Annotated in this window: 20 protein-coding genes, 1 tRNA gene, 1 other RNA gene and 1 pseudogene; 11 read left to right on the top strand and 12 right to left on the bottom strand. The window is 70.4% G+C overall.

What is annotated here, in order from left to right:
* Positions 1–6: 6 nt before the first annotated feature.
* Positions 7–501 (bottom strand): annotated as a pseudogene (locus AC08OT_RS08600) (FAD-dependent oxidoreductase); the annotation flags it as partial.
* Positions 502–574: 73 nt separating this feature from the next.
* Between AC08OT_RS08600 and AC08OT_RS08595 the strand changes: the two are divergent.
* Entirely contained in the window at positions 575–1,165 is a 591-nt protein-coding gene (locus AC08OT_RS08595) for a TetR/AcrR family transcriptional regulator (protein WP_476594666.1), read from the top strand.
* A gap of 229 nt (positions 1,166–1,394) precedes the next feature.
* Here AC08OT_RS08595 and AC08OT_RS08590 read toward each other — a convergent pair whose 3' ends face one another.
* Together AC08OT_RS08590 and AC08OT_RS08585 are read right to left on the bottom strand one after the other, a co-directional pair.
* Positions 1,395–1,715 (bottom strand): hypothetical protein, encoded by a 321-nt coding sequence (locus AC08OT_RS08590; protein WP_476594667.1) that lies wholly within the window; start codon positions 1,713–1,715, stop codon positions 1,395–1,397.
* A tRNA-Ser gene (locus AC08OT_RS08585) sits at positions 1,675–1,759 on the bottom strand. The genes AC08OT_RS08590 and AC08OT_RS08585 overlap by 41 nt, the downstream gene beginning before the upstream one ends.
* A gap of 106 nt (positions 1,760–1,865) precedes the next feature.
* On the opposite strand from AC08OT_RS08585, the gene ffs reads away from it, so the two are divergent.
* The 4 genes from ffs to recR all read left to right on the top strand — a co-directional run bounded on the left by ffs (position 1,866) and on the right by recR (position 5,438).
* Positions 1,866–1,962, top strand: an RNA gene (ffs, locus tag AC08OT_RS08580) — signal recognition particle sRNA small type.
* A gap of 38 nt (positions 1,963–2,000) precedes the next feature.
* Positions 2,001–4,343, top strand: coding sequence for a DNA polymerase III subunit gamma and tau (locus AC08OT_RS08575; protein ID WP_476602703.1), 2,343 nt, complete (start codon positions 2,001–2,003; stop codon positions 4,341–4,343).
* A 21-nt stretch (positions 4,344–4,364) separates the two neighbouring features.
* Entirely contained in the window at positions 4,365–4,823 is a 459-nt protein-coding gene (locus AC08OT_RS08570; protein ID WP_476592778.1) for a YbaB/EbfC family nucleoid-associated protein, read from the top strand.
* A 15-nt stretch (positions 4,824–4,838) separates the two neighbouring features.
* Positions 4,839–5,438, top strand: a complete 600-nt coding sequence (gene recR / locus AC08OT_RS08565; protein WP_476592777.1) for a recombination mediator RecR — start codon at positions 4,839–4,841, stop codon at positions 5,436–5,438.
* Positions 5,439–5,547: 109 nt separating this feature from the next.
* Here recR and AC08OT_RS08560 read toward each other — a convergent pair whose 3' ends face one another.
* Entirely contained in the window at positions 5,548–6,156 is a 609-nt protein-coding gene (locus AC08OT_RS08560; protein ID WP_476592776.1) for a hypothetical protein, read from the bottom strand.
* Positions 6,157–6,762: 606 nt separating this feature from the next.
* On the opposite strand from AC08OT_RS08560, the gene AC08OT_RS08555 reads away from it, so the two are divergent.
* Positions 6,763–7,215: a hypothetical protein gene (locus AC08OT_RS08555; RefSeq protein ID WP_462187030.1), complete on the top strand. Its 453-nt coding sequence runs from the start codon at positions 6,763–6,765 to the stop codon at positions 7,213–7,215.
* Between the two features lie 128 nt (positions 7,216–7,343).
* Here the strand turns inward: AC08OT_RS08555 and AC08OT_RS08550 are convergent, their stop codons facing one another.
* Together AC08OT_RS08550 and AC08OT_RS08545 are read right to left on the bottom strand one after the other, a co-directional pair.
* Positions 7,344–8,342 (bottom strand): zinc-dependent alcohol dehydrogenase family protein, encoded by a 999-nt coding sequence (locus AC08OT_RS08550; RefSeq protein WP_476592775.1) that lies wholly within the window; start codon positions 8,340–8,342, stop codon positions 7,344–7,346.
* Positions 8,343–8,369: 27 nt separating this feature from the next.
* Positions 8,370–8,954, bottom strand: coding sequence for a TerD family protein (locus tag AC08OT_RS08545; RefSeq protein ID WP_462187032.1), 585 nt, complete (start codon positions 8,952–8,954; stop codon positions 8,370–8,372).
* Between the two features lie 282 nt (positions 8,955–9,236).
* Here AC08OT_RS08545 and AC08OT_RS08540 point away from each other — a divergent pair, with 282 nt between their 5' ends.
* Positions 9,237–10,505 carry an aspartate kinase gene (locus tag AC08OT_RS08540; protein ID WP_476592774.1) on the top strand — a complete coding sequence of 423 codons (1,269 nt, stop codon included), beginning with the start codon at positions 9,237–9,239 and terminating at the stop codon, positions 10,503–10,505.
* Between the two features lie 91 nt (positions 10,506–10,596).
* Entirely contained in the window at positions 10,597–11,679 is a 1,083-nt protein-coding gene (locus AC08OT_RS08535; RefSeq protein ID WP_476592773.1) for an aspartate-semialdehyde dehydrogenase, read from the top strand.
* Between the two features lie 269 nt (positions 11,680–11,948).
* Here AC08OT_RS08535 and AC08OT_RS08530 read toward each other — a convergent pair whose 3' ends face one another.
* The 6 genes from AC08OT_RS08530 to AC08OT_RS08505 all read right to left on the bottom strand — a co-directional run bounded on the left by AC08OT_RS08530 (position 11,949) and on the right by AC08OT_RS08505 (position 17,685).
* Entirely contained in the window at positions 11,949–12,152 is a 204-nt protein-coding gene (locus AC08OT_RS08530) for a cold-shock protein (RefSeq protein ID WP_009740954.1), read from the bottom strand.
* A gap of 406 nt (positions 12,153–12,558) precedes the next feature.
* Positions 12,559–14,115: a CYTH and CHAD domain-containing protein gene (locus tag AC08OT_RS08525; protein ID WP_476592772.1), complete on the bottom strand. Its 1,557-nt coding sequence runs from the start codon at positions 14,113–14,115 to the stop codon at positions 12,559–12,561.
* 167 nt (positions 14,116–14,282) lie between these two features.
* The gene (locus AC08OT_RS08520; protein WP_462203199.1) at positions 14,283–15,083 is read right to left on the bottom strand and encodes a CPBP family intramembrane glutamic endopeptidase; all 801 of its coding nucleotides are present in this window, start codon (positions 15,081–15,083) and stop codon (positions 14,283–14,285) included.
* Between the two features lie 39 nt (positions 15,084–15,122).
* Positions 15,123–16,115, bottom strand: a complete 993-nt coding sequence (locus tag AC08OT_RS08515; protein WP_476592771.1) for a cytochrome d ubiquinol oxidase subunit II — start codon at positions 16,113–16,115, stop codon at positions 15,123–15,125.
* Positions 16,115–16,609: a cytochrome ubiquinol oxidase subunit I gene (locus AC08OT_RS08510; RefSeq protein ID WP_476592770.1), complete on the bottom strand. Its 495-nt coding sequence runs from the start codon at positions 16,607–16,609 to the stop codon at positions 16,115–16,117. The genes AC08OT_RS08515 and AC08OT_RS08510 overlap by 1 nt, the downstream gene beginning before the upstream one ends.
* Positions 16,609–17,685 (bottom strand): cytochrome ubiquinol oxidase subunit I, encoded by a 1,077-nt coding sequence (locus tag AC08OT_RS08505; RefSeq protein WP_476602702.1) that lies wholly within the window; start codon positions 17,683–17,685, stop codon positions 16,609–16,611. Before AC08OT_RS08505 ends, AC08OT_RS08510 begins: the two co-directional genes overlap by 1 nt.
* Before the next feature lie 539 nt (positions 17,686–18,224).
* Here AC08OT_RS08505 and AC08OT_RS08500 point away from each other — a divergent pair.
* From AC08OT_RS08500 to AC08OT_RS08490, 3 genes are all read left to right on the top strand, one after another.
* A complete protein-coding gene (locus AC08OT_RS08500; protein WP_476592768.1) occupies positions 18,225–18,752 on the top strand; it encodes a BlaI/MecI/CopY family transcriptional regulator in 528 nt (175 codons plus the stop codon).
* Between the two features lie 13 nt (positions 18,753–18,765).
* Entirely contained in the window at positions 18,766–20,025 is a 1,260-nt protein-coding gene (locus AC08OT_RS08495) for a M56 family metallopeptidase (protein WP_476595706.1), read from the top strand.
* A gap of 546 nt (positions 20,026–20,571) precedes the next feature.
* A complete protein-coding gene (locus tag AC08OT_RS08490; RefSeq protein WP_476602704.1) occupies positions 20,572–21,939 on the top strand; it encodes an ROK family protein in 1,368 nt (455 codons plus the stop codon).
* The last annotated feature ends 10 nt before the right edge of the window (positions 21,940–21,949 follow it).

Genomic DNA, 21,949 nt, shown 5'->3' with positions numbered 1-21,949 from the left:
ACACTACTGGTCGTAGGTCGGGTATGCCTTGGGTATCCGCACGACGTAGCCGGCCTCGACGGCGCCTCGGCGGATCAGTCCGAGGGTTTCGAGCTCCGCGGTTCCCAGAGCGATCAGCTGATTGTCCGGCTTCGTCCACATGTCATCGCCCTCAAAGACGAAGAACTCCAGGCCAAGGCAGGTGCGGCCCTCTTTGACCATATAGGGAGACCAGGATCCGTAATTCTGGATGCGGCCGACCCTGACACCGGGGTCGTGGATATAGATCCAGTTGTCCGGGAAGCTGAATTCCTTCGGCACGATGAGGGCGACCGTCAGGTAGTCGCGATACCGAAGGTCCTTCGCTGCGCCGAGGACGTGTACCGGTGGGGGTGGGTCCATGCTGGTGAGCAGGGCCGACATCGGCATCGAGGAGATGATGTGGTCGGCGGGCACCCGGTGCTGCTCGCCGGAGCTGGTTGCGACGGTGACGGCGACGGCTCGTCCGTCCGGTGGATCTACGGGGGTGTCCGCCGACGCCACCTGGCCTCCCCGAGCGCCCGCACGCGGCCAGCCCGCCAAGCGAGAGGCGATCATGTTGGCGGCACTAGATCTGTTCGTCCGCCAGGGCTATGCGGCCACGACGCTTGAGGACATTGCCACGGCGACCCCGGTGTCACGGCAGACCGTCTACAACCACTTCGGAGATAAGGAGACGCCGTTCCTCGCCGTCATCGATACGCACCTCACGGCGACCCTCGACGCGCTACGTCGGGCGACGGCCTTCTTCCCAAGCCCCCTACCGGACCCCGAGGCCTACCTTAACGATCTTGCAAGGCGCATCATGGCGACCTTCCTCGATCCGCGCACAGCCTCTCTGCGCCTGCTCCTGCAGGCCGAAGGGCCCCGCCAACCCCAGCTGCTGCAGCTCTGGCGCCGACGCGTCGCGACTCCCGTCTGGTCAGAGCTAATCGGCCAGCTGGCCAGGATCGCTCACGGCGGCGCGCTGCGCATCGATGACCCTGCCCGCGCGGCAGGCCAGTTCATTGCCCTTGTCAACGGAACCGTCTGGGAGATGACCGAGCTCGGCATGTTCGCCGTCCACAATCCACCTGCGCTCGACAGCCCGGAACTCGACGCTGCGCTACGGTCCGCCGTGAGACTCTTCGTCCGCGGCTACAAGTAGGGGGACGGGCCGACGCCCGGTGAACGGGTCATGGCATCCTGACCGGACTGACGTAGTTCGATCGTGCTCTGGTTAGCTGAGGAGACCTGCCACGATCATGCTCGCCGTGATCCATCATCGACGCCGCGGCCTCTTCATGTTGCGGCCAACAAGATCACCGAGACTCTCGCCGGGCCACCCGCCGATCATGATCCACAGGTCTTGGCAATTTCTCGCCGCCCGGCCTTCGTCACTCGTCGGCCTCGAGCCAGCTCGACGAGATCATCGACATCGCTCTCGTGTCGAAGCGGCTCGGGTACTCCTCACCGTCGATCACGGGTGCCCTGTACGCCCACCCGCCGCGCTCCGCGGGCCAGCGTACGGCCAAGACGGTGTCCACGACGATCCCTCGCGCGGCGCGGGGACTCAGGTAGGCTCCATGGCTACCGTGGGTGGCGAGATGGTGGAGAAGGATGGCATTGTGCCTGGCCAGAAGGCTGGCCCGAAGATCAAGGCCGGCAAGATCGTTGCGGAGGATGCGAGATTCGAACTCGCGAGGGGTTGCCCCCAACACGCTTTCCAAGCGTGCGCCCTAGGCCACTAGGCGAATCCTCCGTGGATGAGACTATCTGATCGTTGCGGGGCCAGGCACCGGGCCTGCCGCCGCGCCGCCCGGCAGACCTCGGGATTCATGATTGTCCAGCGCGGGCTAGACTGCACAGCAGACCCCTCGTGCGGCGTTACCCTCGTGAACCCCCCCAGGGCCGGAAGGCAGCAAGGGTAAGCGGGCTCTGGCGGGTGTGCGGGGGGTCCTCTCGTTTCGCCGATCGTCTCGTCGAGCACGCGGAGCAGGCCAGTGAGCACAGCGTTGTACAACCGGTACCGTCCCGCGACGTTCGCCCAGGTCGTCGGCCAGGAGCACGTGACCGACGCACTGCGCAAGGCCCTGCGCACCGGCCGCCTGCACCACGCCTATCTCTTCAGCGGCCCCCGGGGTTGCGGCAAGACCTCCTCCGCCCGGATCCTCGCCGCCTCGCTGAACTGCATCCAGGGCCCGACCCCTGAACCCTGCGGGGTGTGCGACGAGTGCGTGGGCATCCGGACGGGCGCCTCAATGGACGTCACGGAGATCGACGCCGCGTCGCACGGTCTCGTCGACGACGCCCGCGATCTGCGCGAGCGGGCGTTCTTCGCCCCCGCGTCGGCCCGGTTCAAGGTCTTCGTGGTGGACGAGGCGCACATGGTGACCGCGGCGGCGTTCAACGCGCTGCTGAAGGTCGTCGAGGAGCCCCCGCCGTACCTCAAGTTCGTCTTCGCCACCACCGAACCGGACAAGGTCATCCCGACCATCCGGTCCCGGACGCACCACTATGCCTTCCGGCTGGTTCCGCCGGGCGTGCTGCGCGAACATCTGGCGTCGGTCTGCGCCCGGGAGGGGGTCGCCGTCGATCCGGCCGTGTTGCCGCTGATCGTGCGGGCGGGCGCCGGATCGGTCCGCGACTCGCTGTCCGTTCTCGACCAACTGCTGGCCGGCGCGGACGACGACGGCCTGCGCTACGACCGGGCGGTGGCGCTGCTCGGCATGACCGACGGCGTCCTGCTGGACAAGACCGTCGACGCGCTGGCCGACCGCGACGGCGCGGCCCTGTTCACCGTGGTCGACAAGGTCGTCTCCGCCGGTCACGACCCGCGCCGGTTCGCGACCGATCTCCTCGACCGGTTCCGCGACCTGATCGTGATGGCGGCCGTTCCGGACGCGGACGCCCGCGGCCTGCTGGAATCCTTCTCCCCCGACCAGATCGACCGGATGCGGGCGCAGACCACCCGGATGGGCCCCGCCGAGCTGTCCCGGACGGCGGACGTCCTGCACAACGGCCTGGTCGAGATGCGGGGGACGGCGAGCCCACGGCTGATGCTGGAACTGATCCTGGCCCGTGCGTTGCTGCCCACGGCGTCGACCGACCCAGCCGCGCTGCTCACCCGGTTGGAGCGGCTGGAACGGCGGGCCGTGCTCGGCGGGGAAGAACCGGAGCCGGGCCCCCCGTCCCCGCTGCCGGCCGGCCGGGCTCCCGCGCCGGTCCACCCGCCCGCCGCGGACCCGGAGCCCATGCCGCTGGCAGTCCGGGCACCCGCTGGGAGCGGACCGGTGTCTCGACCGGCGAAGGGCCCCCAGCCTGGTTCGCCGGGTCCCGCGTTCACGTCGGGTGATCGTCCCTCGGGCCCGGCAGGTGTTCCGGGCATGGCAGGCACTCCGGGGACCGGGCGGATCGACGCCGCCGGCCTGCGGATGCTGTGGGACGAGGTTCTCGTGCTCGCCGGCCGCCGCAGCCGGAAGACGCATGCGATCTTGAAGGATCACGCGACCGTTGCCGACGTTCGAGGCGACGAGGTCGTGCTGGCCTTCGCCACCCCGACGATGGGCCGGATGTTCGGGCAGGGGAACAACGCCGAGCTGTTCTGTGCCGTGCTGGCGGAGAGACTCGGCGGGACCTGGCGGGTCACCGTCGCTACCGCGGGCGGATCTGGTCACGGCGGCGGGCGGCCCGGAGCGGGTCCCGGTCCGGGCGGCGGTGGCTACTCCGGCCATCCCGCCCCCCCCCCTCCCGCCGTCGGCCCCGGGGAGCAGGAGCATCGGCCGGGCGCCGGATGGCCGGCCGGCCCGCCCGGTCCCTCCGAGGCCTCGGGGTTCGCCGGGTCGGGCGGAGCCCCCAGGCCCACCGGCCAGGTGGGAGCATCCCGTTTACCAGCACCAGCACGGCCCGCCGGACCGGCGGGGTTGTCCCCCGACACCGGGAACGGCTACGGCGGCTCCACCGACGGAACCGAAGGCGGCACGACAGGCCGCGGCCCCGGCGGCAACAGCGACTCCCCCGGCACCGGGCACGGTCTCGCCGGCCCGGGCTCTGGTCCCGATGGCGGCCCCGGCCCCGATGGCGGCCCCGGCCCCGGGGGCGACGGGCCCTGGTCCGCCGCGGGCCGGGACGGCTCGTCGCCCGGATCGGCGAACGGAGTCGCCGCCGCTGCCAGTGCACCCCCCGCCGGGGACGAGCCGGGTCCGCAGCGTGAGGACGAGCCGTCCCTCGACGACGAGGACGTCCCGTCCGGTCCCGGCGGGGCTCGCGGGGGCGAGGAGGCCGCCGTGTCCCTGCTGCGGAGCGGACTGGGTGCCACGATCATCGAACAGATCTCGTCCGGCTGAAGGAGACGTAGGCTCATCGACATGTCTAACCCGCAGGACCGCGCCGGGAGTGAGGCCTCCGCCGGGGGCGGGGCGCTGGGGCAACTCTTCGAACAGGCGCAGAAGATGCAGGCCGCGATCCTCGCCACCCAGGAAGACCTCGCCACCGCCCGGGTGGACGGGACGGCCGGCGGCGGCTTGGTCCGCGCCACCGTCAACGGCGGCGGGGAACTGGTCGATCTGACGATCAGCCCCGAGGCGGTCGACCCTGAGGACACCGAGACGCTCGCGGATCTGATCCTCGCGGCGGTCCGTGACGCGACCACAAACGCCCACAAACTCGCCGCCGACCGGCTGGGCGCGATCACCGGTGGCCTCGGCGCGGGCGGCCCGGCAGGTCCGGGCGGCGCCGGTGGCCTCGGCGGACTCGGCAGCCTGCTGTCCGGTGGCGGCCTCGGAGGCCCCCTTCCGGGTGGTCCGGGCCTTCCCGGGCTCGACTGACAACCGGCGGCACCGGTGTACGAGGGCATCGTCCAGGATCTGATCGACGAGCTCGGGCGGCTGCCCGGCATCGGTCCCAAAAGTGCCCAGCGGATCGCGTTTCATCTGCTGGCCGCCGACCCCGTGGACGTCCGCAGGCTGGCCACCGCCCTGACCGAGGTCAAGGAGAAGGTCCAGTTCTGTCGGAGCTGCTTCAACGTGGCGCAGTCGGAACTGTGTCGGATCTGCGCCGATCCCCGCCGCGATCCGAGCTCGATCTGTGTGGTCGAGGAACCCAAGGACGTCGTGGCGATCGAACGCACCCGCGAGTTCCGGGGGCGGTACCACGTGCTCGGGGGCGCAATCAATCCCATCGGCGGTGTCGGTCCCGACGACCTGCACATCCGGGAACTCGTCGCCCGCCTGGCGGACGGCACGGTGACCGAACTGATCCTCGCCACCGATCCGAATACCGAGGGTGAGGTCACCGCGTCCTACCTGGCCCGGCAGATCGCTCCGATGGGCCTAAAGGTCACCCGCCTCGCCAGCGGCCTGCCCATGGGCGGTGACCTCGAATGGGCGGACGAAGTGACCCTGGGACGCGCCTTCGAGGGACGCCGCGTCGTCAGCGCCTGACACCCCGGCCTGCTGTCACCGGTCCCGCCCCGAAGCCACCCCGGCTCCACCGGCCCGCCACTGGTCCGCCGCCGGTCCCGCGTCGGGTTCGCCGGGGCCGCTGCGGCCGCTAGAACCCCAGGATGGGGGCGTAGGCCGAGCTGGGAATCGAGGCCAGGGTCAGCAGGACCACGCTGACGTCAAGATGGTCGGCCTCGGCGCTGAACACGGCATGTAATCCTCTGGTGCGGTAGATCCGTACCCCGGGATCCCGGACGACCTGTACTCCGAAGACGTTCGTCGCCCGTATCCACCAGACCCGCCCGGCCGCCCGGACCCTGACCTGACGGGCGTCCCGGCGCAGCCCGGTCGTGAGCCGGGCGAGTCGGGTGGCCGGCAGGCGGGGCTGATCCAGATAGCCGATGATGTCACGGTCGGAGCCGTGCACCACCAGCCGGACCGGCCGAGCCGCCGAACCCGGCTCGACGAGGTCGGCCTCCGCCGAGATCTCCCGGTCCCGCGGATACATCTCGGCCGCCCAGATCCCCTCGCCGTGCAGGACCCGTTTACCCTGCGGGCCGGCCCCGGGACGGCCGCGGGGCACCATGCCGCCGATGATCCGCCCGGCCCCTTCCAGCCGCCACGGGACGGAGACGACCACCCCCGACGGCACCGGCGTGGCCAGGTCGCAGACGGCTGGTAGGTGGCATATGCGTAGATCACGGACGCGCCTATCCATCCACACCGCTCAGGTCTCCGGCGCCGCGACGCCCCGGACCCACGCCGCCGCGGTACCCCGGACCGCCCGGCGAACCGCCGTCCTCACCGGAGGACATCCCGGTAGCTTCTCGCACCCACGCCACCCAAACCTCAAAATTGATTACTCTAAGTTATCTCCCTTACGCTACAGCAACCCTTCATCCATGGATTGTTGCCGAGTCGTTCCGCTACGCGGCCAGATGCTACGAAGCGCACCGATCTACCCATGATGCGCATTCGCCCGAGCATCTGCGCGGGCATCCGATGAATTCGTCGGCTCGCGCGTCGGCGTGGGAATCGGCCGGAGCATCGACGAACGCATCGAGACGGGCGGCAGCAAGAGCATTCAGAGAAGGTGGGACGGCGTCCGCGCGCACCTTCGCGCGAGCATCGGACGCCCGGATCCGATCCCGGGAGCGGTGGTACCCGCGCCCCCCAAACACGGAGACCACCAGGCGACCACTAATGGTGATCGCCGGAAGGCTCCACCATCACCCCGCGGTACGCATCCTCCAACCGGGACGTCAGGGTAGGAGGTACCCGGCGAACGCTCTGCCATCCGTCTGCCACCAGGAGGTCCTGAAACATGATCATCAGCTCACACGTCGGGGCGGGCGCTTTCGTGGGCATGGCGATCCGGCATCCGATGTCCGCCCTCGCCGCCGGCTTCGTCTCGCACCTGGTCATGGACGCGTTGCCCCACTGGGGAACGGGTCCGAACACCGAGCCGGAATGGCTGCCGATCGCACGCAAGGACGGCGTGGCAGGGCTCGCGGCCATGGCCTTGTTGACGGCGTCCGCCCCCGCCGGGCGCCGACTCGCCGTCCTCGCCGGCATGACCGGTGCCTGCCTACCGGACACCGACAAGGTGGGCCGGTACTTCGTCGGGGTGAGTCCCTGGCCGAGCCGGTTCGACCGTTTCCACGAAGCGATCCAGAACGAGGCCCGGCACCGCCTGCCGCGCGAGATTGCGACGGCCGCCGTACTGACCACCGCGGGCACCCTGCTCCTGCGCCGACTCGCGACCCGCGGCGACTGAACGCGGAAGCTCAGCGCGCCTCTCCCGGCGAGGTCGCCGAACTCCCGGTCCCTCCCGGATCTACGAACCAGATCCGGAAGGTCCGGCCCCGGCAGGACGGTCCGGCACCGGCAGGACAGGCAAAACGGTCAGGGCAGCAGCACGGCCGCGCCGGTGACCCGGTCGGCGGCGAGGTCGGCGAGGGCCCGGTCGGCCGCGGACAGCGGGTAGGGCGACACGGTCACCGCAAGCCGGTGCTCGGCGGCGATCGCCAGGAACTCCTCACCGTCGGTGCGAGTGTTGGCGGTCGTGCTGCGGACGGACCGTTCCTGAAACAGATGGTCGGAGTAGACGAGCGGCGGGATGTCGCTGAGGTGGATGCCCGCGATGGACAGCGTGCCGCCGCGGTCGAGCGCGGCGAGCGCCACCGGCACCAGGTCACCCACCGGGGCGAAGAGCACAGCCGCGTCCAGCGGCTCGGGCGGTGCGGCATATGCCTCGCCCGCCGAGGCGGCGCCGAGTTCCAGAGCGAGCTCGCGGGCCCGCGCCGAGCGCGTCATCACGTGGACGGTGGCGCCCTGGGCGATCGCCACCTGGGCGGCGAGATGAGCGGACGCGCCGAACCCATAGATGCCGAGCCGCCCGCCGGGCGGCAGCTCCGCCCGGCGCAGCGCCCGGTAGCCGACGATGCCGGCACACAGCAGCGGGGCAAGCTCCGCGTCGCTGTAGCCGTCGGGCAGCCGGTAGGCATAGTCGGCGCGCACGCAGGCGTACTCGGCGTAGCCGCCGTCGACATCCCATCCGGTGTAGGTCGAGGCCGGGCAGAGGTTCTCCGCTCCGCGCCGACAGTACCCGCAGGTCCCGTCGGTCGAGGCCAGCCAGGCGATACCCAGCCGGTCCCCTGTCCGCACGCCGCTCACCCCATCGCCGACCGCGTCGACCCGTCCGACGACCTCATGTCCGGGCACGGTGCGCGGTCGGTGCGGCGGGAGGTCACCCTCTGCGAGGTGAAGATCGGTACGGCAGACTCCGCAGGCGTCGACGTGGACCCGAACCTGGCCCGGCCCTGGCCGGGGCACGGGCAGCTCGGCCGGGCGCAGCGGGCGGGTGCTCATCGGCCCGGGAGCGACTACTTGCCAGGCACGCATTGCCAGGCACGCACCCGCTCGGGTAGCTCAGATGTTGACACCATGATCGCGCGCCAGACCACCGAGGTCGTTGTGGCCCTGACCGACGGCGCGGAACTTCCAGTCGGCGCCGTTGCGGTAGACCTCGCCAAAGATGACGACGGTTTCGGTGGAGTAGTCCTCGGACAAATCGTAGCGGACCAGCTCGTTTCCACCCTGGTCGACCACGCGGATGTAGGCGTTGCGCACCTGGCCGAAGTTCTGGTTCCGGTTCACCGCGTCGTAGATGGAAACCGGAACGATAATCCGGTCAATGTCGGCTGGAACCAACGCAAGGTTGACGATAACGGACTCGTCGTCCCCCTCGCCCTGCCCGGTCAGGTTGTCACCGGTGAGCGTGATCGCCCCCTCGGGGGACGCGAGGTTGTTGAAGAAGATGAAGTAGCCGTCGTTGAGGACCTTGCCGTCCGCCCGGACGCCGATGGCAGAGGCGTCCAGGTCGAAATCGGTCCCGGTGGTCGTGCGGGCGTCCCATCCGAGCCCGACGTTCAACGCGGTGAGCTGGGGGGTGCCGGCCTCGGCGGCCTGCTTCGTGAGGCTGACGTTGCCGCCCTTGGCAAGGCTGACTGCCATTGAGGATCGTCCTTCCTGAGCTGGTCCTCGGCGTCGGGGACCATCGCGTGGACCGCGTGCGTCGCAGTCGGTCGTGCGGGTGAGCCAGTCGTGCGGGTGAGCCGTGGTGCGGATGTCATCACCCTGGCACACCGGAAGGAATACGCCCAGCACCCCGTCGCCGGGGCGACATCGTCCCGGCGGCGGAAAAGGGACACCGGACCAGATCCCGGCACGAACCGCCAGGCAAGGCCACCGGGCGACCGCGCTCGGTTAGCGGCCGCGCTCGGTAACCTGGCTGCCATGGCGCTCTTGGTCGCGAAGTTCGGTGGGTCCTCCGTTGCCGACGCGGACCGCATCAAACGAGTCGCTGAGCGAATCGTGGAGAACCGGCGGGCCGGCAACGACGTCGTCGTGGTGGTCAGCGCGATGGGTGACACCACCGACGAACTTCTCGATCTGGCCGAACAGGTCTCGCCGCTTCCGCCCGCCCGGGAGCTCGACATGCTGCTCACCGCCGGTGAGCGGATCTCGATGGCGCTGCTGGCCATGGCGATCACCACCCTCGGCGCCGAGGCCCGCTCGTTCACCGGCTCCCAGGCCGGAGTCATCACTGATTCGGTGCACGGCAAGGCGCGCATCATCGACGTTACCCCCGGGCGGATCCGCACCGCCCTGGACTCCGGCGCGATCGCGATCGTCGCGGGCTTCCAGGGTGTGAGCCAGGACACGAAGGACATCACCACGCTCGGTCGAGGCGGCTCGGACACGACCGCGGTGGCGCTCGCTGCCGCGCTGGGAGCGGACGCCTGCGAGATCTACACCGATGTGGACGGCGTGTTCACCGCAGACCCGCGCATCGTCCCCGACGCCCGCCGCATCGACACGATCTCCTATGAGGAGATGCTGGAGATGGCGGCCTGCGGCGCGAAGGTCCTCATGCTGAGGTGCGTCGAGTACGCCCGCCGTTACAGCGTCCCCGTGCATGTCCGATCGTCCTTCTCGGCGAAGCCGGGCACGTGGGTCACCGAGATTCCGGAGGAACAGCTCGTGGAACAGGCCATCATCCGTGGGGTCGCGCACGACCTCAGCGAGGCGAAGGTGACGGTCGTCGGATGCCCGGACAAGCCCGGGGTGGCGGCGGCGGTGTTCCGGGCCGTGGCGGAGACCGACGTCAACCTGGACATGATCGTTCAGGTCGGCTCGGTCGCCGGGTCGGGGCGGACGGACATCTCGTTCACCCTGCCCAAGGCGGATGGACGTACCGCGCTCACCGCGCTCACGAAGGTCCAGAGCAAGATTGGCTTCGAGCGCACCCTCTACGACGACCACATCGGCAAGCTGTCGCTGATCGGCGCGGGGATGAAGTCACACCCGGGAGTGTCCGCCCGGTTCTTCGGCTCCCTCGCCGACGCAGGGGTCAACATCGAGATCATCTCCACCTCTGAGATTCGCATCTCAGTGGTGGTGCGCGACACCGACCTCCCGCTCGCCGTGCGGGCCGTGCACGGCGCCTTCGACCTGGGTGACCCGGACGGCGGGGCGATCGTGTACGCGGGAACCGGACGATGACGTTGGCGACGTCGCAGGTCCTCGAGACGGCGGCACAGCGCGGCAGCTGGACACGCCGCGGCGGCACAGTGGCGAATCAGGAGGATGGATCGTGACGAGTAACGAGGCGGGCCGGCGACCGACGCTCGCAGTGGTGGGAGCGACCGGCGCGGTCGGCACGGTGATGCTGTCGCTGCTCGACGAACGCCCCGGCATCTGGGGAGAGATCCGGCCGATCGCCTCGGCCCGATCGGCGGGGCGGACGGTACGGGTGCGCGGCGCGGGCGTCGTCGTCCAGGCCTTGGCACCGGAGGTCTTCGACGGCGTGGATGTGGCCGTGTTCGATGTTCCCGACGAGGTCTCCGCCCGGTGGGCACCGGTGGCGGCGGCCCACGGCGCGGTCGCGGTCGACAACTCCGGCGCGTTCCGGCTGGACGCCGACGTGCCGCTGGTCGTGCCGGAGGTGAACGCCGACCAGATTCCCGCGCGGCCGCGGGGCATCATCGCGAACCCGAACTGCACCACCCTGTCGATGATCGTCGCGGTCGGCGCCCTGCACCGGGCGTTCGGGCTGGAGTCGATGTTCGCGGCCTCCTACCAGGCCGCGAGCGGTGCCGGGCAGGCCGGCATCGACGCCCTCTACGACCAGCTCACCGTCGTCGGTGGCACCCGCGAGCTGGGGCGGACCGCCGGTGACGTGCGTAAGGCCATCAGTGAGGACGGCCTCGGCCCGTTCCCGGCGCCGCTGGCGCTCAACGTCGTGCCCTGGGCCGGTTCGCTGAAGGACGGTGGCTGGTCCTCGGAGGAGTTCAAGGTCCGCAACGAGTCCCGCAAGATCCTGGGTATCCCGGATCTGCGGGTGTCGGCTACCTGTGTCCGGGTGCCGGTCATCACCACGCACGCGGTCGCGGTGCACGCCCGCTTCACTCGGCCGGTGACGGCGGACGAGGCGCGCACGGTGCTGCTGAACGCTCCTGGCGTCGCCGTCGTCGACGATCCGTCAGCCGGCGAGTTCCCGACCCCAGCCGACGTCGTCGGAACGGACCCGACCTGGGTCGGCCGAATCCGGCAGTCGCCGGACGACCCGCACGAAGTCGCGCTGTTCCTCTGCGGGGACAACCTGCGCAAAGGCGCCGCGTTGAACACCCTGCAGATCGCCGAACTTCTCGTGGCCGACGAAGCGATCGGCGGCTGACAAGCCGGCCCACACCAAACCGACATCACGTCTGATGCGAGACCTACGCGGCTCCACCGGTGAGGAGTCGAGCTGTACCTTTAATCAGGCGTTAAGTTTTTGGCCGAGAACCACGCCATGCGGGAACCGATGAACGCCCCGCGCTTTCCGGCTCGAGAAAATGATCGAGACAGCCAGGAAAAACATACCTTCTACCGAACTGGCCGAGAAGCGGTCAGCCCGCCCCAGGAGGACCCTTGGGCGGGCTAGCCGTTGAAGTCTCTCGTGGCTCAGACGACGCGGACGGCGTCGGCCTGCGGACCCTTCTGACCCTGGGTCACCTGGAACTCGACCCGCTGGCCCTCCTCAAGTGCCTTGTAACCGTCCATCTGAATCGCGCTGTAGTGAACGAAGACGTCGGAACCGCCGCCGTCCACGGAGATGAAGCCGAAGCCCTTCTCCGAGTTGAACCACTTCACCGTGCCCTGAGCCACGTGCCGTTCTCCCTGCTGGTGCAGTCAGGACCCGCACCGCGCGGGCCCCGGGCCGAACGTCAGGAAGCTGCAAGAGACCCTGACGTTGTTCCGCCGCGCCTCGGTTGAGACGCGAACCGCCGAACTCCGGCCAGGGACGACGCTACACGGACGGAGGCCTTCGCGGGAGTCCTCCGGGCAAGGAAGTCCGCTTCATGCCCCGGTCACAGAACAACGCAGCAGGTCCGGCCGCAGGCAGCTCCACCCGTCCCGTCCGGCAATCCGTCGAGCTGACAGGGATTTCCTGAGCGTGCCGGCCCGTGGCGGATGGTCGTGCGCCCGATGGCCCGGATGTGGCGCACGGATGGGTGACGCGGAGGAGGTAATCGGTCAGACCACGGCAGAGCCCACCCGGCACGGCCCCGGGTCAGCGGATCCAGCGGCGGTGCCGGGCCGCCGAGATCGCGGGCCACGCATCGAAGAAGTCTCGTTCCGCCATGCGTGCCCGGCACTCCTCCAGGCCCAGCAGGACACCCAGAGTAAACGCGGTGGGGGCGCCCTGGGCCTGCGCTGCCGTCCCCCAGTCCCCCAGCAGCCTGCGCGCGACGGTGGCGTCCTGATGGGTTCCGAGCAGCTCCTGCGCGATCTGGGCCTGCTCGACCAGCCGCGCCGCGTCATTCCCGTACAGCGGCGCGACGGCCTCCGCCGCGTACCGCAACCGCTTGGCCTGCTTGCGGGCGGAATGCAGCAGTTCGTCCCGTTCCTGGCCGACCTTCAGAGCGGTCGCGGCGCGGACCTTCTTCGCCAGCTTCCGGTCGGCGCCGAGCAGCAGGTCGGGAAGGGCCTTGCCGGCCGGACGGACCGCCGCGGGGGTGAGCGGGCCCCGCAGCAGGGTGAGCAGGTTGGAGACGAGGGCGAAGTACCGGTCACTGCGCAACATGGCCAACGCCTCCGCCCGGCCGTTGGCCGTGCCGGCGCCGAGGTGCGCGGTGACCGTCTTGTGCACGGGCCCCGCGACCAGCTCGGTGGGCAGCTCCGCCAGGCGGGTCTCGAAATAAGCGGCCTGGACCTCGGCGTCGCGGGCGCCGGAGAGCGCGCCGGCGAGGTCCCGCAGCTCGCCGTCCAGGAAGAGCGCTCTCTCGGGCGGGAACAGCGGCGCGAACGTCCGCAGGGTGCTGCGGGCCCGACGGCAGGCGACGCGCATCTTGTGGACCGCCTCGGGCTCGTCGAGCCGCACCCGCGGATCGGCCGCGAGCAGGGCACGCGCCTGTTCGATCAGGTAGGCCCGTACCACCTCGCCCGCCGGCGTCCTGCGTCGTGGCTTGCGCGGCGGCGAAGGGACGTCCGGCCTGGGGCCGGCGGCCAGCGCCTCACCCAGGACCCGCGCGAGCTTCGAGGAGTCCACCGCCGGGGTGGCGCCCGCGGCCGTGAGCAGACCGGCGACCTCGTCGAGCACCTCGGGCCCGCCGTCGACGAGTTCGACCTCGATCTCCCGCCAGCTGCTCAGTACCGTCTTCTCCCCCAGAGTCTGCGCGGAGACCTGGTCATCGACGACCTCGGCCAGGTCGACTCCGACCGTGCCCCGCAGCCGGCGCGCTGTCCGCAGCGTCCGCAGCCTGGCGACCGGCCGCAGCTCGGCGCCGCGCAGATGGACCGACACCAGATCGACAAACTCCGCGGGAGGGCTGTACCGCGGGCCCAGGGTCACCCCGCCCACGCCCTCGTCGAGCGGGAGCTCGTCCCGCTCCCCCACCCGGACGGGCAGCTTGAGGTGCCATCCGGCGTCCGCTCCACCGGTCCGACGCCGCAGTGTGATCTTGTTACGGGCCAGCCGGAGATCGTCGCTGTCGTAGTAGACGGCCTCCAGACTGACGGTCTTGCGGGTGCGCGCGGTGGCGACGCCCGCGACCTCCCCTAGCTTCGGGAGCACAAAGGTCGGTTCGACCGAGAACTTGCGCTCGATCTCGCGGATTCCGTTGACCATCGGTCCTCCCCGACCAGCCATACCGCGGCAGGCACTCGACGGCTACGCCTTCCGGCGCCCCGAACCCGCCAACGTTGACGTCCTCGAACGATCCACCGCCCCGCGGTGCACCGTTGAGATATGCATCGTACGCCCAGCAGACGATCTATATTTCCCCACCCGTAACCTTAGCGCGACGCCGGGATCCAGGAGATCTTTCCGACCAACGCCACGTATCCGACGAACGCGACGGTGTCGATGAGTGCGTGGGCGATGACGAGCGGCAGCACCCGGCCGGTCCGCTGGAACAGCCGGCCGAACAGCAGGCCCATCGCGAGGTTGCCGGCGAACCCACCGAGCCCCTGGTAGAGGTGATAGGAACCGCGGAGCAGGGCGCTGGCCGCCAGCGCCCGGTTGGCCGTGACACCAAGTTCACGCAGCCGTACCAGCAGATACCCGGTGACGATGACCTCCTCGGCGAGGCCGTTCTGCGCCGCGCTGAGGACCAGGACCGGCACGCGCCACCACACGTCCGGCAAGCCCGACGGCGCGACGGTGAGGTTCGCCCCGCTGTGCCACGCCAGGAGGTAGAGGCCCAAGCCGAGCCCGCCGACCCCGGCCGCGATCGCCGCTCCCCGGCCGGCGTCGCGACCGGTGTGCCGGCCGTCCAGGCCGATCGCCCGCGGTCCGCCTCCGTGCCTCGTCAGCAGGTATACGGCGAGCAGCGCCGGCACCAGCCCGGTGACCAGGTCAGCGAGTTGGAGCGCGAGGTCCAGCCAGGGCCGTCCCGGCGCCGCCGAGGTGTTCAGCCGGGCCACCTGGGAGCGGACGGGGCCCGGCCGGGTCAGCACCCCGACGTAGCGGATGACCGCGAACAGCGCCGAGGTGGCGAAGGAGACCCCGAGCACGAGCCAGATCTCGACGACGAGCTGCCGGCGGGTGAGCGGCTCGCCCGCGATGACCGGCGCCTGAGCGGGGGCAGAGGTCACGCGACGACCGTAGCCCACCGCCACGGCGGGCCGGTCCGATCACTCCGCCGGTTCTGGTCGGGAGAACAGCCGGAACAGCATCATCAGGGACGGCACGAGCACCACCAGACCGCCGACGATGGCGAACAGCATGGCCCGGATGTTCGCCGTCGGCGCCGCGGCCGTGTCGACCGTGGCCTGCCCGACCACCAGGTCCGGGTACTGGGCCACCGCCCAGCCCCAGAGCATCGCGCCGACGGCGAGACCGGCCGCGATGCGGGCGGCACCGAACTGCTCGCGCCAGAGTGCGACGAGGGCGCCGATCCCGCCGAGGGTGGACAGGGCGACCAGGGGAAGCGAGCGGTCCCTGAACCGGCCGGCGACCTCCGGGGCGTCCGCCCACAGGAGGGGCAGCAGGATCGCGGCGAGTGCACCGCAGAGCACGGCGCCGCCGATGGCCCGCCGGCGGAAGTCGGCCACCAGGTGCGCGGTGGCCGGGGAGGATGCGGCGTCCCGGCAGAGGTAGACGGCGGTGAGGAAGGCCGTCGCGGCAACCGCGAAGGCCCCGCAGACGAGCCCGAACGGGCTGCGCACCGGCGCGAACGGGTCGTCGGTCGACAGATCACCGCTGGCCAGGGCCGCACCGGCCACCCCGAGCGCGAACGGGGCGATCGTCGAGGACACCGCGAAGACGTGCCCCCACCAGTGGTCGGGACCGGCCCCACCCGCCCCGTAGGACCGGTACACGTACGCGGCACCACGCAGCACGATGCCGACGAGGGCCACGGACAGCGGCACCTCCAGGGAGGAGCCGATCACCCCGTAGGCCTCGGGAAACCCGCTGAACATCGCCACCACGATGAAGATCAGCCAGACATGGTTGGCCTCCCACACCGGGCCGAGTGATGCCGAGATCAGTTTCCGCTGGTCGCCGGCGTGCCGTCCGCGTGCCAGCAGGTCCCACACCCCGCCACCGAAGTCCGCGCCACCGAGCAGCGCGTAGGCGGTGAGCCCTGCCACCATGATGATCAGAAGAAGGTCAGCGCTGGTCATCAGTCTTCTCCCCGCCCGCCGAAACCGGTGGTGCCGTCGGATCCCGTTCCCGTTGTCTCACCCGGGTGCGCCGAACCTCGGGATCCCTCGGGACCGCCGCCGGTGCGCCGCCTGCCGGACACCGGCGGTTCGACCGGCAGTTCAACCGCCGGTTCAACCGGCGCAGGTTCGGGCCGCGGCTTCGGGATGGACGGCGAATCGGAATCGGTTGTCCGCCCGGACCTGGCCGGGCTCGCCTCCCCCGCGCCGTGAACGGCCGTGCGGTGGACGCCCGCGGCGGGCCGCCCGGACCGGATCTCCGCGACGGCCGGGCCGCCGGTGGCCATCCGGCGCAGGATGAGGATCAGCGCACCCGCGAGCCCCAGGTACAGGACCAGGGAGCCGGCAAACATCGGCGCGACCCCGTCGGCGCCCGTCACCGCGTCGTGAACCCGCATATGACCGCCCACGATCCACGGTTGACGACCACCCTCGGTGACCTCCCAGCCAGCCATCATCGACAGCGCGGACGCCGGTCCCGGCGGCGCCGGCGGACGACGGCGGCACCGGTCAGGGCGGACAGTCCGATCAGCGCAGAACCGAACCCGACCATCGTCGCGAACGACCCGTGCACCAGCAGGCCGTTCGGGCGCTCGTCCGGCGGGGCGGCGTCCATACCGGTGATCACGTGATCGGTGCTGAATCCCTCCATCAACGAGAGCAGACCGGGGATCTCCAGCCCGTAGCGGACCTCGCCGCTCTTGTCGTCGTAGAACCCGCCGAGGGTCAGCGGCGCGTGCGACCTGGTGTGGTAGAGCTCTTCCATCGCGGCCAGCTTGAACGGCTGGTTGGCCCCGACGACCCGGGCCGCCCAGTCCCCCACGATCAGCTGAAGCGGCGCGCAGACCAACACCACCGCCAGGCCGATCCGCAGCCCGCGCTGGTGGTAGGCGTCGCGGCGACCGCGCAGCATGCCGACCGCGTAAATACTGGCGACGGCCCCGCCGGTGCACATCAGCGCGGCCAGCAGCATGTGGACCAACTGGGGCGGAGTCCCCAGACTCAGAAAGGGCGCGAACGGCTCGGCGGCGACGACCTTGCCGTTCACCTCGGTGATCCCCCGTGGCACGTTCATCCAGGCGTTCACCGTGATGATGAACAACGTCGACAGGGTGCCGGAGATAGCGATCGGCCACAGCGTGAGCCAGTGCGCGCGCGGCGACAGGCGCTTCCAGCCGTACAGGTACATCCCGACAAAGATCGCCTCGGTGAAGAACGCAAAGCCCTCCAGGGAGAACGACAGCCCGAGCGCACTGCCGTACTTCGACATGAACGCGGGCCAGAGCAGGCCGAACTCGAACGACAGCACCGTTCCCGAGACGGCCCCGACCGCGAACAGCACGGCGAATGCCCGCGACCACTTCTTCGTGAGCGCCAGCCAGGTCTCGTCACCGGTCCGCACCCAACGCCCCTCGGTGTAGATCAGCAGCCACGGCATGCCGACCCCGAACACGGCGAAACAGATGTGAAACGCGAGGGAGAACGCTGTCTGGGCGCGGGCAAGGTCGACGGCATCAGCGGCGAGAACCATGCGCACAGCTCCTTCGATGGACCGCGAGGGGAAAAATCGGCCGAGAGCCAATCGATCCTCTACGAGGCATGGAGGTTTCTACGGTATGTAGCCAATTCTCCTGGCGACGAGCAAAGCGCAGTGAGCTCGATGACATGGTCAAGACCGACGGCACCACCGACGGCGCTGTCGAGACGTGCGCCACGGTCGACGGCACGGGGCGGGACCGGAAGACGCCTCCATTGCAGCTGTCAGCCTGTTCGATTGATGGCCCGTTCGGCGGATAGCCCGTTCGGCGGATATATAGTTTTATAAGTTATAAAGATGTTTCCTTTTAAAGAAATTCGGGCCGCATAAACGGCGGCGGATCAGTCAGCCGGCGGGTTCGCACTGGTCCGGAGAGCCGGGCGCCGGGTGGGAGCCGGGAGGCAGATCGGGGGCCGGAAGGCCGGTTCCTCCCCGACGGCCGGCACCGTTGCCGCGTGGCTGTGACGCAACAGGCCTCAACGAAGCACCCCGTTCGGTCCCACGAATGTTCTACGCCACGTAGGATTGGCACCATGGCGCGCCTGGGTGACCTCGAACGGTCGGTCATGGACGTGTTGTGGGCGAGCGACGACTGGCTGACGGCCCGTGAAGTCGCCAGTCGTCTCCAGCATGAACGCGATCTCGCGTACACCACCGTGCTGACCGTGCTCGAACGGTTGGAACGGAAGGGATTCGTGCGGCGTCAGCGTTCGGCGCGTGCGCATCGCTACGCGGCCAGCGACAGTCGCGAGGCCGTCGTGGCCGAGGCGATGATGGAAGCGCTCGGCACGGCGGACGATCGTGGTTCCGCCCTGGTCCGCTTCGTGGGGTCGGTGTCCGCGGAGGAGGCCGAGATCCTTCGCCGTGCCCTGGAACCCGCTGGTCCCGGGGAACCCGGCATCTTCGTGCCTGACGGAGAGGTCCCGCAGGCCGAGGATCCGTACACGGAGGCCCGGCGCGGTCCGGCGATCGGCGACCCGCCCCGCAACGACCCGGAGCAGATCGTTCCGGTAGCCACCGACTCGGATCGAACGGCCCAGATTCCGCCCGACCACCGGTAGCGTTAGCCGGGACATGACGACCGCGGCACTTCTCGCCCTGTTCGCGGGCGTGTTGGCCTGGCCGGTCCCACGCCTGCTGGCCGCCGCGCGCTGGCCCTACCGATGCCCACGGGCGGCGATCGTGCTCTGGCAGGCGGTCGGTCTGGCCGGCGGGGTGTCGGCGCTGCTCGCGGCGATCGCGTTCACCGTCTCGCCGCTGTCCAACGACACCCCGACCGCCATCGCCGACCATCTCGACAACATCGCGGCCAGCGCGCCGCTGACGGGCCTGGGTCTGGTCAACCTCATCGGCCTCGCCGTGGCGGCGGCCTTGGCCTCCCGACTGTTCGGGGTGCTCGGCACCTCCACCGCAGCCACTCTTCGCGAGCGTCACCGACACCGCGACCTGGTCGATCTGGCCGGCCGTCGGCATCGCCGGCACGAGACCTGCGTCCCACCCGACCATGCGTCCCATCATTCCGGCACAGCCGCGGACTCTGGCACAACCGCAGGCCCCGGCACAGCCGTCGGCGGCGGGGGCGCAACCGGCTGCTGCCTGTGCGAACGCCGGGACCGGTCCGGCATCCTGCTGCGTATCCTCGATCATCCCGTCGCGGTCGCCTACTGCGTGCCGGGGGTGCGGCACGCCCGGGTCGTGGTTTCCCGCGGGCTGCTGAACACCCTCGACGCCACCGAACTGGACGCCGTGCTCGCCCACGAGGCGGCCCACGTCGCCAGTCGTCACGACCTCGTCATCCAGCCGTTCGTCGCATGGGAGCGGACCTTCCCGTTCCTGGGCCCGGCCAGGGAGGCGACCGCGGCCGTCTCGCTCCTCGTCGAGATGCTCGCCGACGACGCGGCGGCCCGGCAGACAAGCCACCGATCGCTCGCGCGGGCCCTGGCCCGGCTGGGCGGGGCAAGGGCACCGGTCCCCGCCGGGGCGCTGGGGATCATCGGTTCTCCGGCCACCGTGCTGCCCGCGCTCGGCTCCCACGATCCCACGGCGGTCGACGTCCGCGATTCCAGCCCGCCCAGCCCAGGCGCCGACCGGCCAGATCCCGGCGGGCCCCATCCCGACGGGCCAGACCCCGGCGGTCCCCACCTCGGCGATGCGGCGCCCGGCCGGACACGACCGGTCGGCGGCGGCCCCCGGCGCGGCACGGCCAATCCGGTCATCTCGCGGATCGCCCGGCTCCTCGACCCGCCAGAAGTGCCGTGGTGGATGCCGCCGTGCGCCTACTTCGGGGCGATCATCGTGCTCGCCGCGCCCCCGCTCATTCTCCTGGTCGGCTGACAAGACCCCAGTACGGGGCGTCCGGCCCCCGGCGACAAGACACCGATCAGCAACGTTGCGCCATAGCTCGACAACGGAAGGCGATAATCTCTACTTTTTTTATTGACAAGCTGAGGAATGGTAGCTACTATCAGCGTCATGAGCCGGCACCCGCTTCTGGTCTGCCGTGCACACATTGACTTTCATCGCGTCGCGAGCGCGCTCTGTCGCCCTCACCATCGATCCCGCTGATCATCAGACTCCGTTCCGCTGGCTGGCATCCGTCACCGTAAGCCCCCGGCGCCCGGTGACGGCACCTGCCGTCTCGTGCCCGAGCCAGCCAACGGCAGCCGACCTGATGTCAGCGAAAAGTGGGCCCCTCCCTCCGGTCCACCGTCCTTGTGGTCAGCCGTGCCCCCGGTCCTGACTTCTCCGTGCGTTCCACCTGCCTGTGTTTGCACGCCTTGCGCGTGCGCGGCGACGAGAGGCCCGCCCCGTCGGCCGCGCGGTCGCATCACGAGGAGGTTCTCCGTGCCCGTACGCGACAAGGCGCCAGTACGCGACAAGATGTCGGCGCGGGAAACGCTGCCGGCGCAGGGAAGGCCGCGGGCCGCGGCGGGGGCCGTCTCCAGGCTCGGAGCCGGGAGAACCACTGCCGGCGGCACGGGCAGCCCAGGCGGCTCCGGCGCCCCCAGTGATTACGGTGCCCCGGGTGGCTCCGCGGCGGCGATCCTGCGGGCGGTCCTCGACCACGGTCCGGTTGCCCGCACCGCCATCGGGAGGGCAACAGGGCTCAGTCCGGCGGCGGTCTCCCGGCAGACGGCCGGGCTGATCTCCCTGGGTCTGCTCCGGGAGCTTCCCGCTTCCTCGCTGGCTCCCCGGGCCGGGCGGCCGCACGTGCCCCTGGACGTGGACACCGACCTTCATCTGGCCTGCGCCGTCCCGTTCGTCACCTTCAGCCTTGTCGACCTGCGTAGACAGGTGGTGGCGCGGGAGCAGTTGCCGCGGGAAGGTGGCCCGGCGGACGTCCTTCGGATGATCGCCCGACATCTGCCCGGCTTCCTCGCCCGGCATGCCCGGGGTAACCGTGTCCTCGGCCTCGGCGTCGTCACCGGCGGCCGGGTCGACCCCGACCTCGGCGTGGTGATCGAACACGAGCCCCTGGACTGGCATGACGTGCCGGTCCGGGAGGTGCTGGCGGCGGCCACGGGCATGCCGGTGCACGTCGACGGGCACGCCCGCGCCCTGGCCCAGGCGGAGATCCTCTTCGGTGACCCGCGCGCCCGGCGCAGCCTGCTGCAACTGTTCGTCGGCAACGTGGTCGACGCCGCGTTCGCCACCGACGGATCGGTGCACATCGGACCGCACTCCGCCGCGGGCGGCATCGCTCACCTGCGGCTCGCCGACAGCGACGCCCCGTGCCGCTGCGGCCGGTCGGGCTGCGCGCAGGCGGCGCTGTCGGAACGGACCATGCTGCTGCGGGCGGCCCAGGACGGGATCATCTCTCGTCCGGACCTGCAGGTGCTGCTGCACGCCGGGCTCGCCGGCGACCCGCGCGCGCTGTCGCTGTTGCGCGCCAGGCTCCGGCTGGTGGATCGAATGATCAGCCTGCTTATGGACATGATGGACCCGGAAATCGTCGTTCTCACCGAGGCCGCCACGCTCTCCCTGCCGGATCTGTTGGTCGACCTGCACGAGGAGATCGCCGCGCACTCACGCGTGTACACCGATCCCGAGCGGATGGTGCTGCCGAGCAGCTTCGGCATGAACGTGCTGGCCGTCGCCGCGGGAGCGACCGTCCTCGACGCGGTCCACCGCCGCCCACACAGTCTGCCCGTCTCGCTGCCCACCCCGATGCCATCGCGGACACCATCACCGACGGCCTCACCGACACCGACACCGACAGTCGCCGCAGCCGCCCGCCGGAGGTATTAATTCCATCAGA

Source organism: Frankia sp. CgJB1 (genome assembly GCF_977947065.1).
The sequence above is the reverse complement of the archived record's forward strand: the minus strand, read 5'-3'. Positions and strand labels throughout refer to the sequence as shown.

Excerpts from the sequence above, each read along its gene's own strand:
- AC08OT_RS08595 (WP_476594666.1), top strand. The coding sequence starts at position 575 with ATGTTGGCGGCACTAGATCTGTTCGTCCGCCAGGGCTATGCGGCCACG.
- AC08OT_RS08570 (WP_476592778.1), top strand. The coding sequence starts at position 4,365 with ATGTCTAACCCGCAGGACCGCGCCGGGAGTGAGGCCTCCGCCGGGGGC.
- AC08OT_RS08560 (WP_476592776.1), bottom strand. The coding sequence starts at position 6,156 with ATGGATAGGCGCGTCCGTGATCTACGCATATGCCACCTACCAGCCGTC.
- AC08OT_RS08555 (WP_462187030.1), top strand. The coding sequence starts at position 6,763 with ATGATCATCAGCTCACACGTCGGGGCGGGCGCTTTCGTGGGCATGGCG.
- AC08OT_RS08550 (WP_476592775.1), bottom strand. The coding sequence starts at position 8,342 with ATGCGTGCCTGGCAAGTAGTCGCTCCCGGGCCGATGAGCACCCGCCCG.
- AC08OT_RS08545 (WP_462187032.1), bottom strand. The coding sequence starts at position 8,954 with ATGGCAGTCAGCCTTGCCAAGGGCGGCAACGTCAGCCTCACGAAGCAG.
- AC08OT_RS08540 (WP_476592774.1), top strand. The coding sequence starts at position 9,237 with ATGGCGCTCTTGGTCGCGAAGTTCGGTGGGTCCTCCGTTGCCGACGCG.
- AC08OT_RS08525 (WP_476592772.1), bottom strand. The coding sequence starts at position 14,115 with ATGGTCAACGGAATCCGCGAGATCGAGCGCAAGTTCTCGGTCGAACCG.
- AC08OT_RS08515 (WP_476592771.1), bottom strand. The coding sequence starts at position 16,115 with ATGACCAGCGCTGACCTTCTTCTGATCATCATGGTGGCAGGGCTCACC.
- AC08OT_RS08510 (WP_476592770.1), bottom strand. The coding sequence starts at position 16,609 with ATGGCTGGCTGGGAGGTCACCGAGGGTGGTCGTCAACCGTGGATCGTG.
- AC08OT_RS08505 (WP_476602702.1), bottom strand. The coding sequence starts at position 17,685 with ATGGTTCTCGCCGCTGATGCCGTCGACCTTGCCCGCGCCCAGACAGCG.
- AC08OT_RS08500 (WP_476592768.1), top strand. The coding sequence starts at position 18,225 with ATGGCGCGCCTGGGTGACCTCGAACGGTCGGTCATGGACGTGTTGTGG.
- AC08OT_RS08495 (WP_476595706.1), top strand. The coding sequence starts at position 18,766 with ATGACGACCGCGGCACTTCTCGCCCTGTTCGCGGGCGTGTTGGCCTGG.
- AC08OT_RS08490 (WP_476602704.1), top strand. The coding sequence starts at position 20,572 with ATGTCGGCGCGGGAAACGCTGCCGGCGCAGGGAAGGCCGCGGGCCGCG.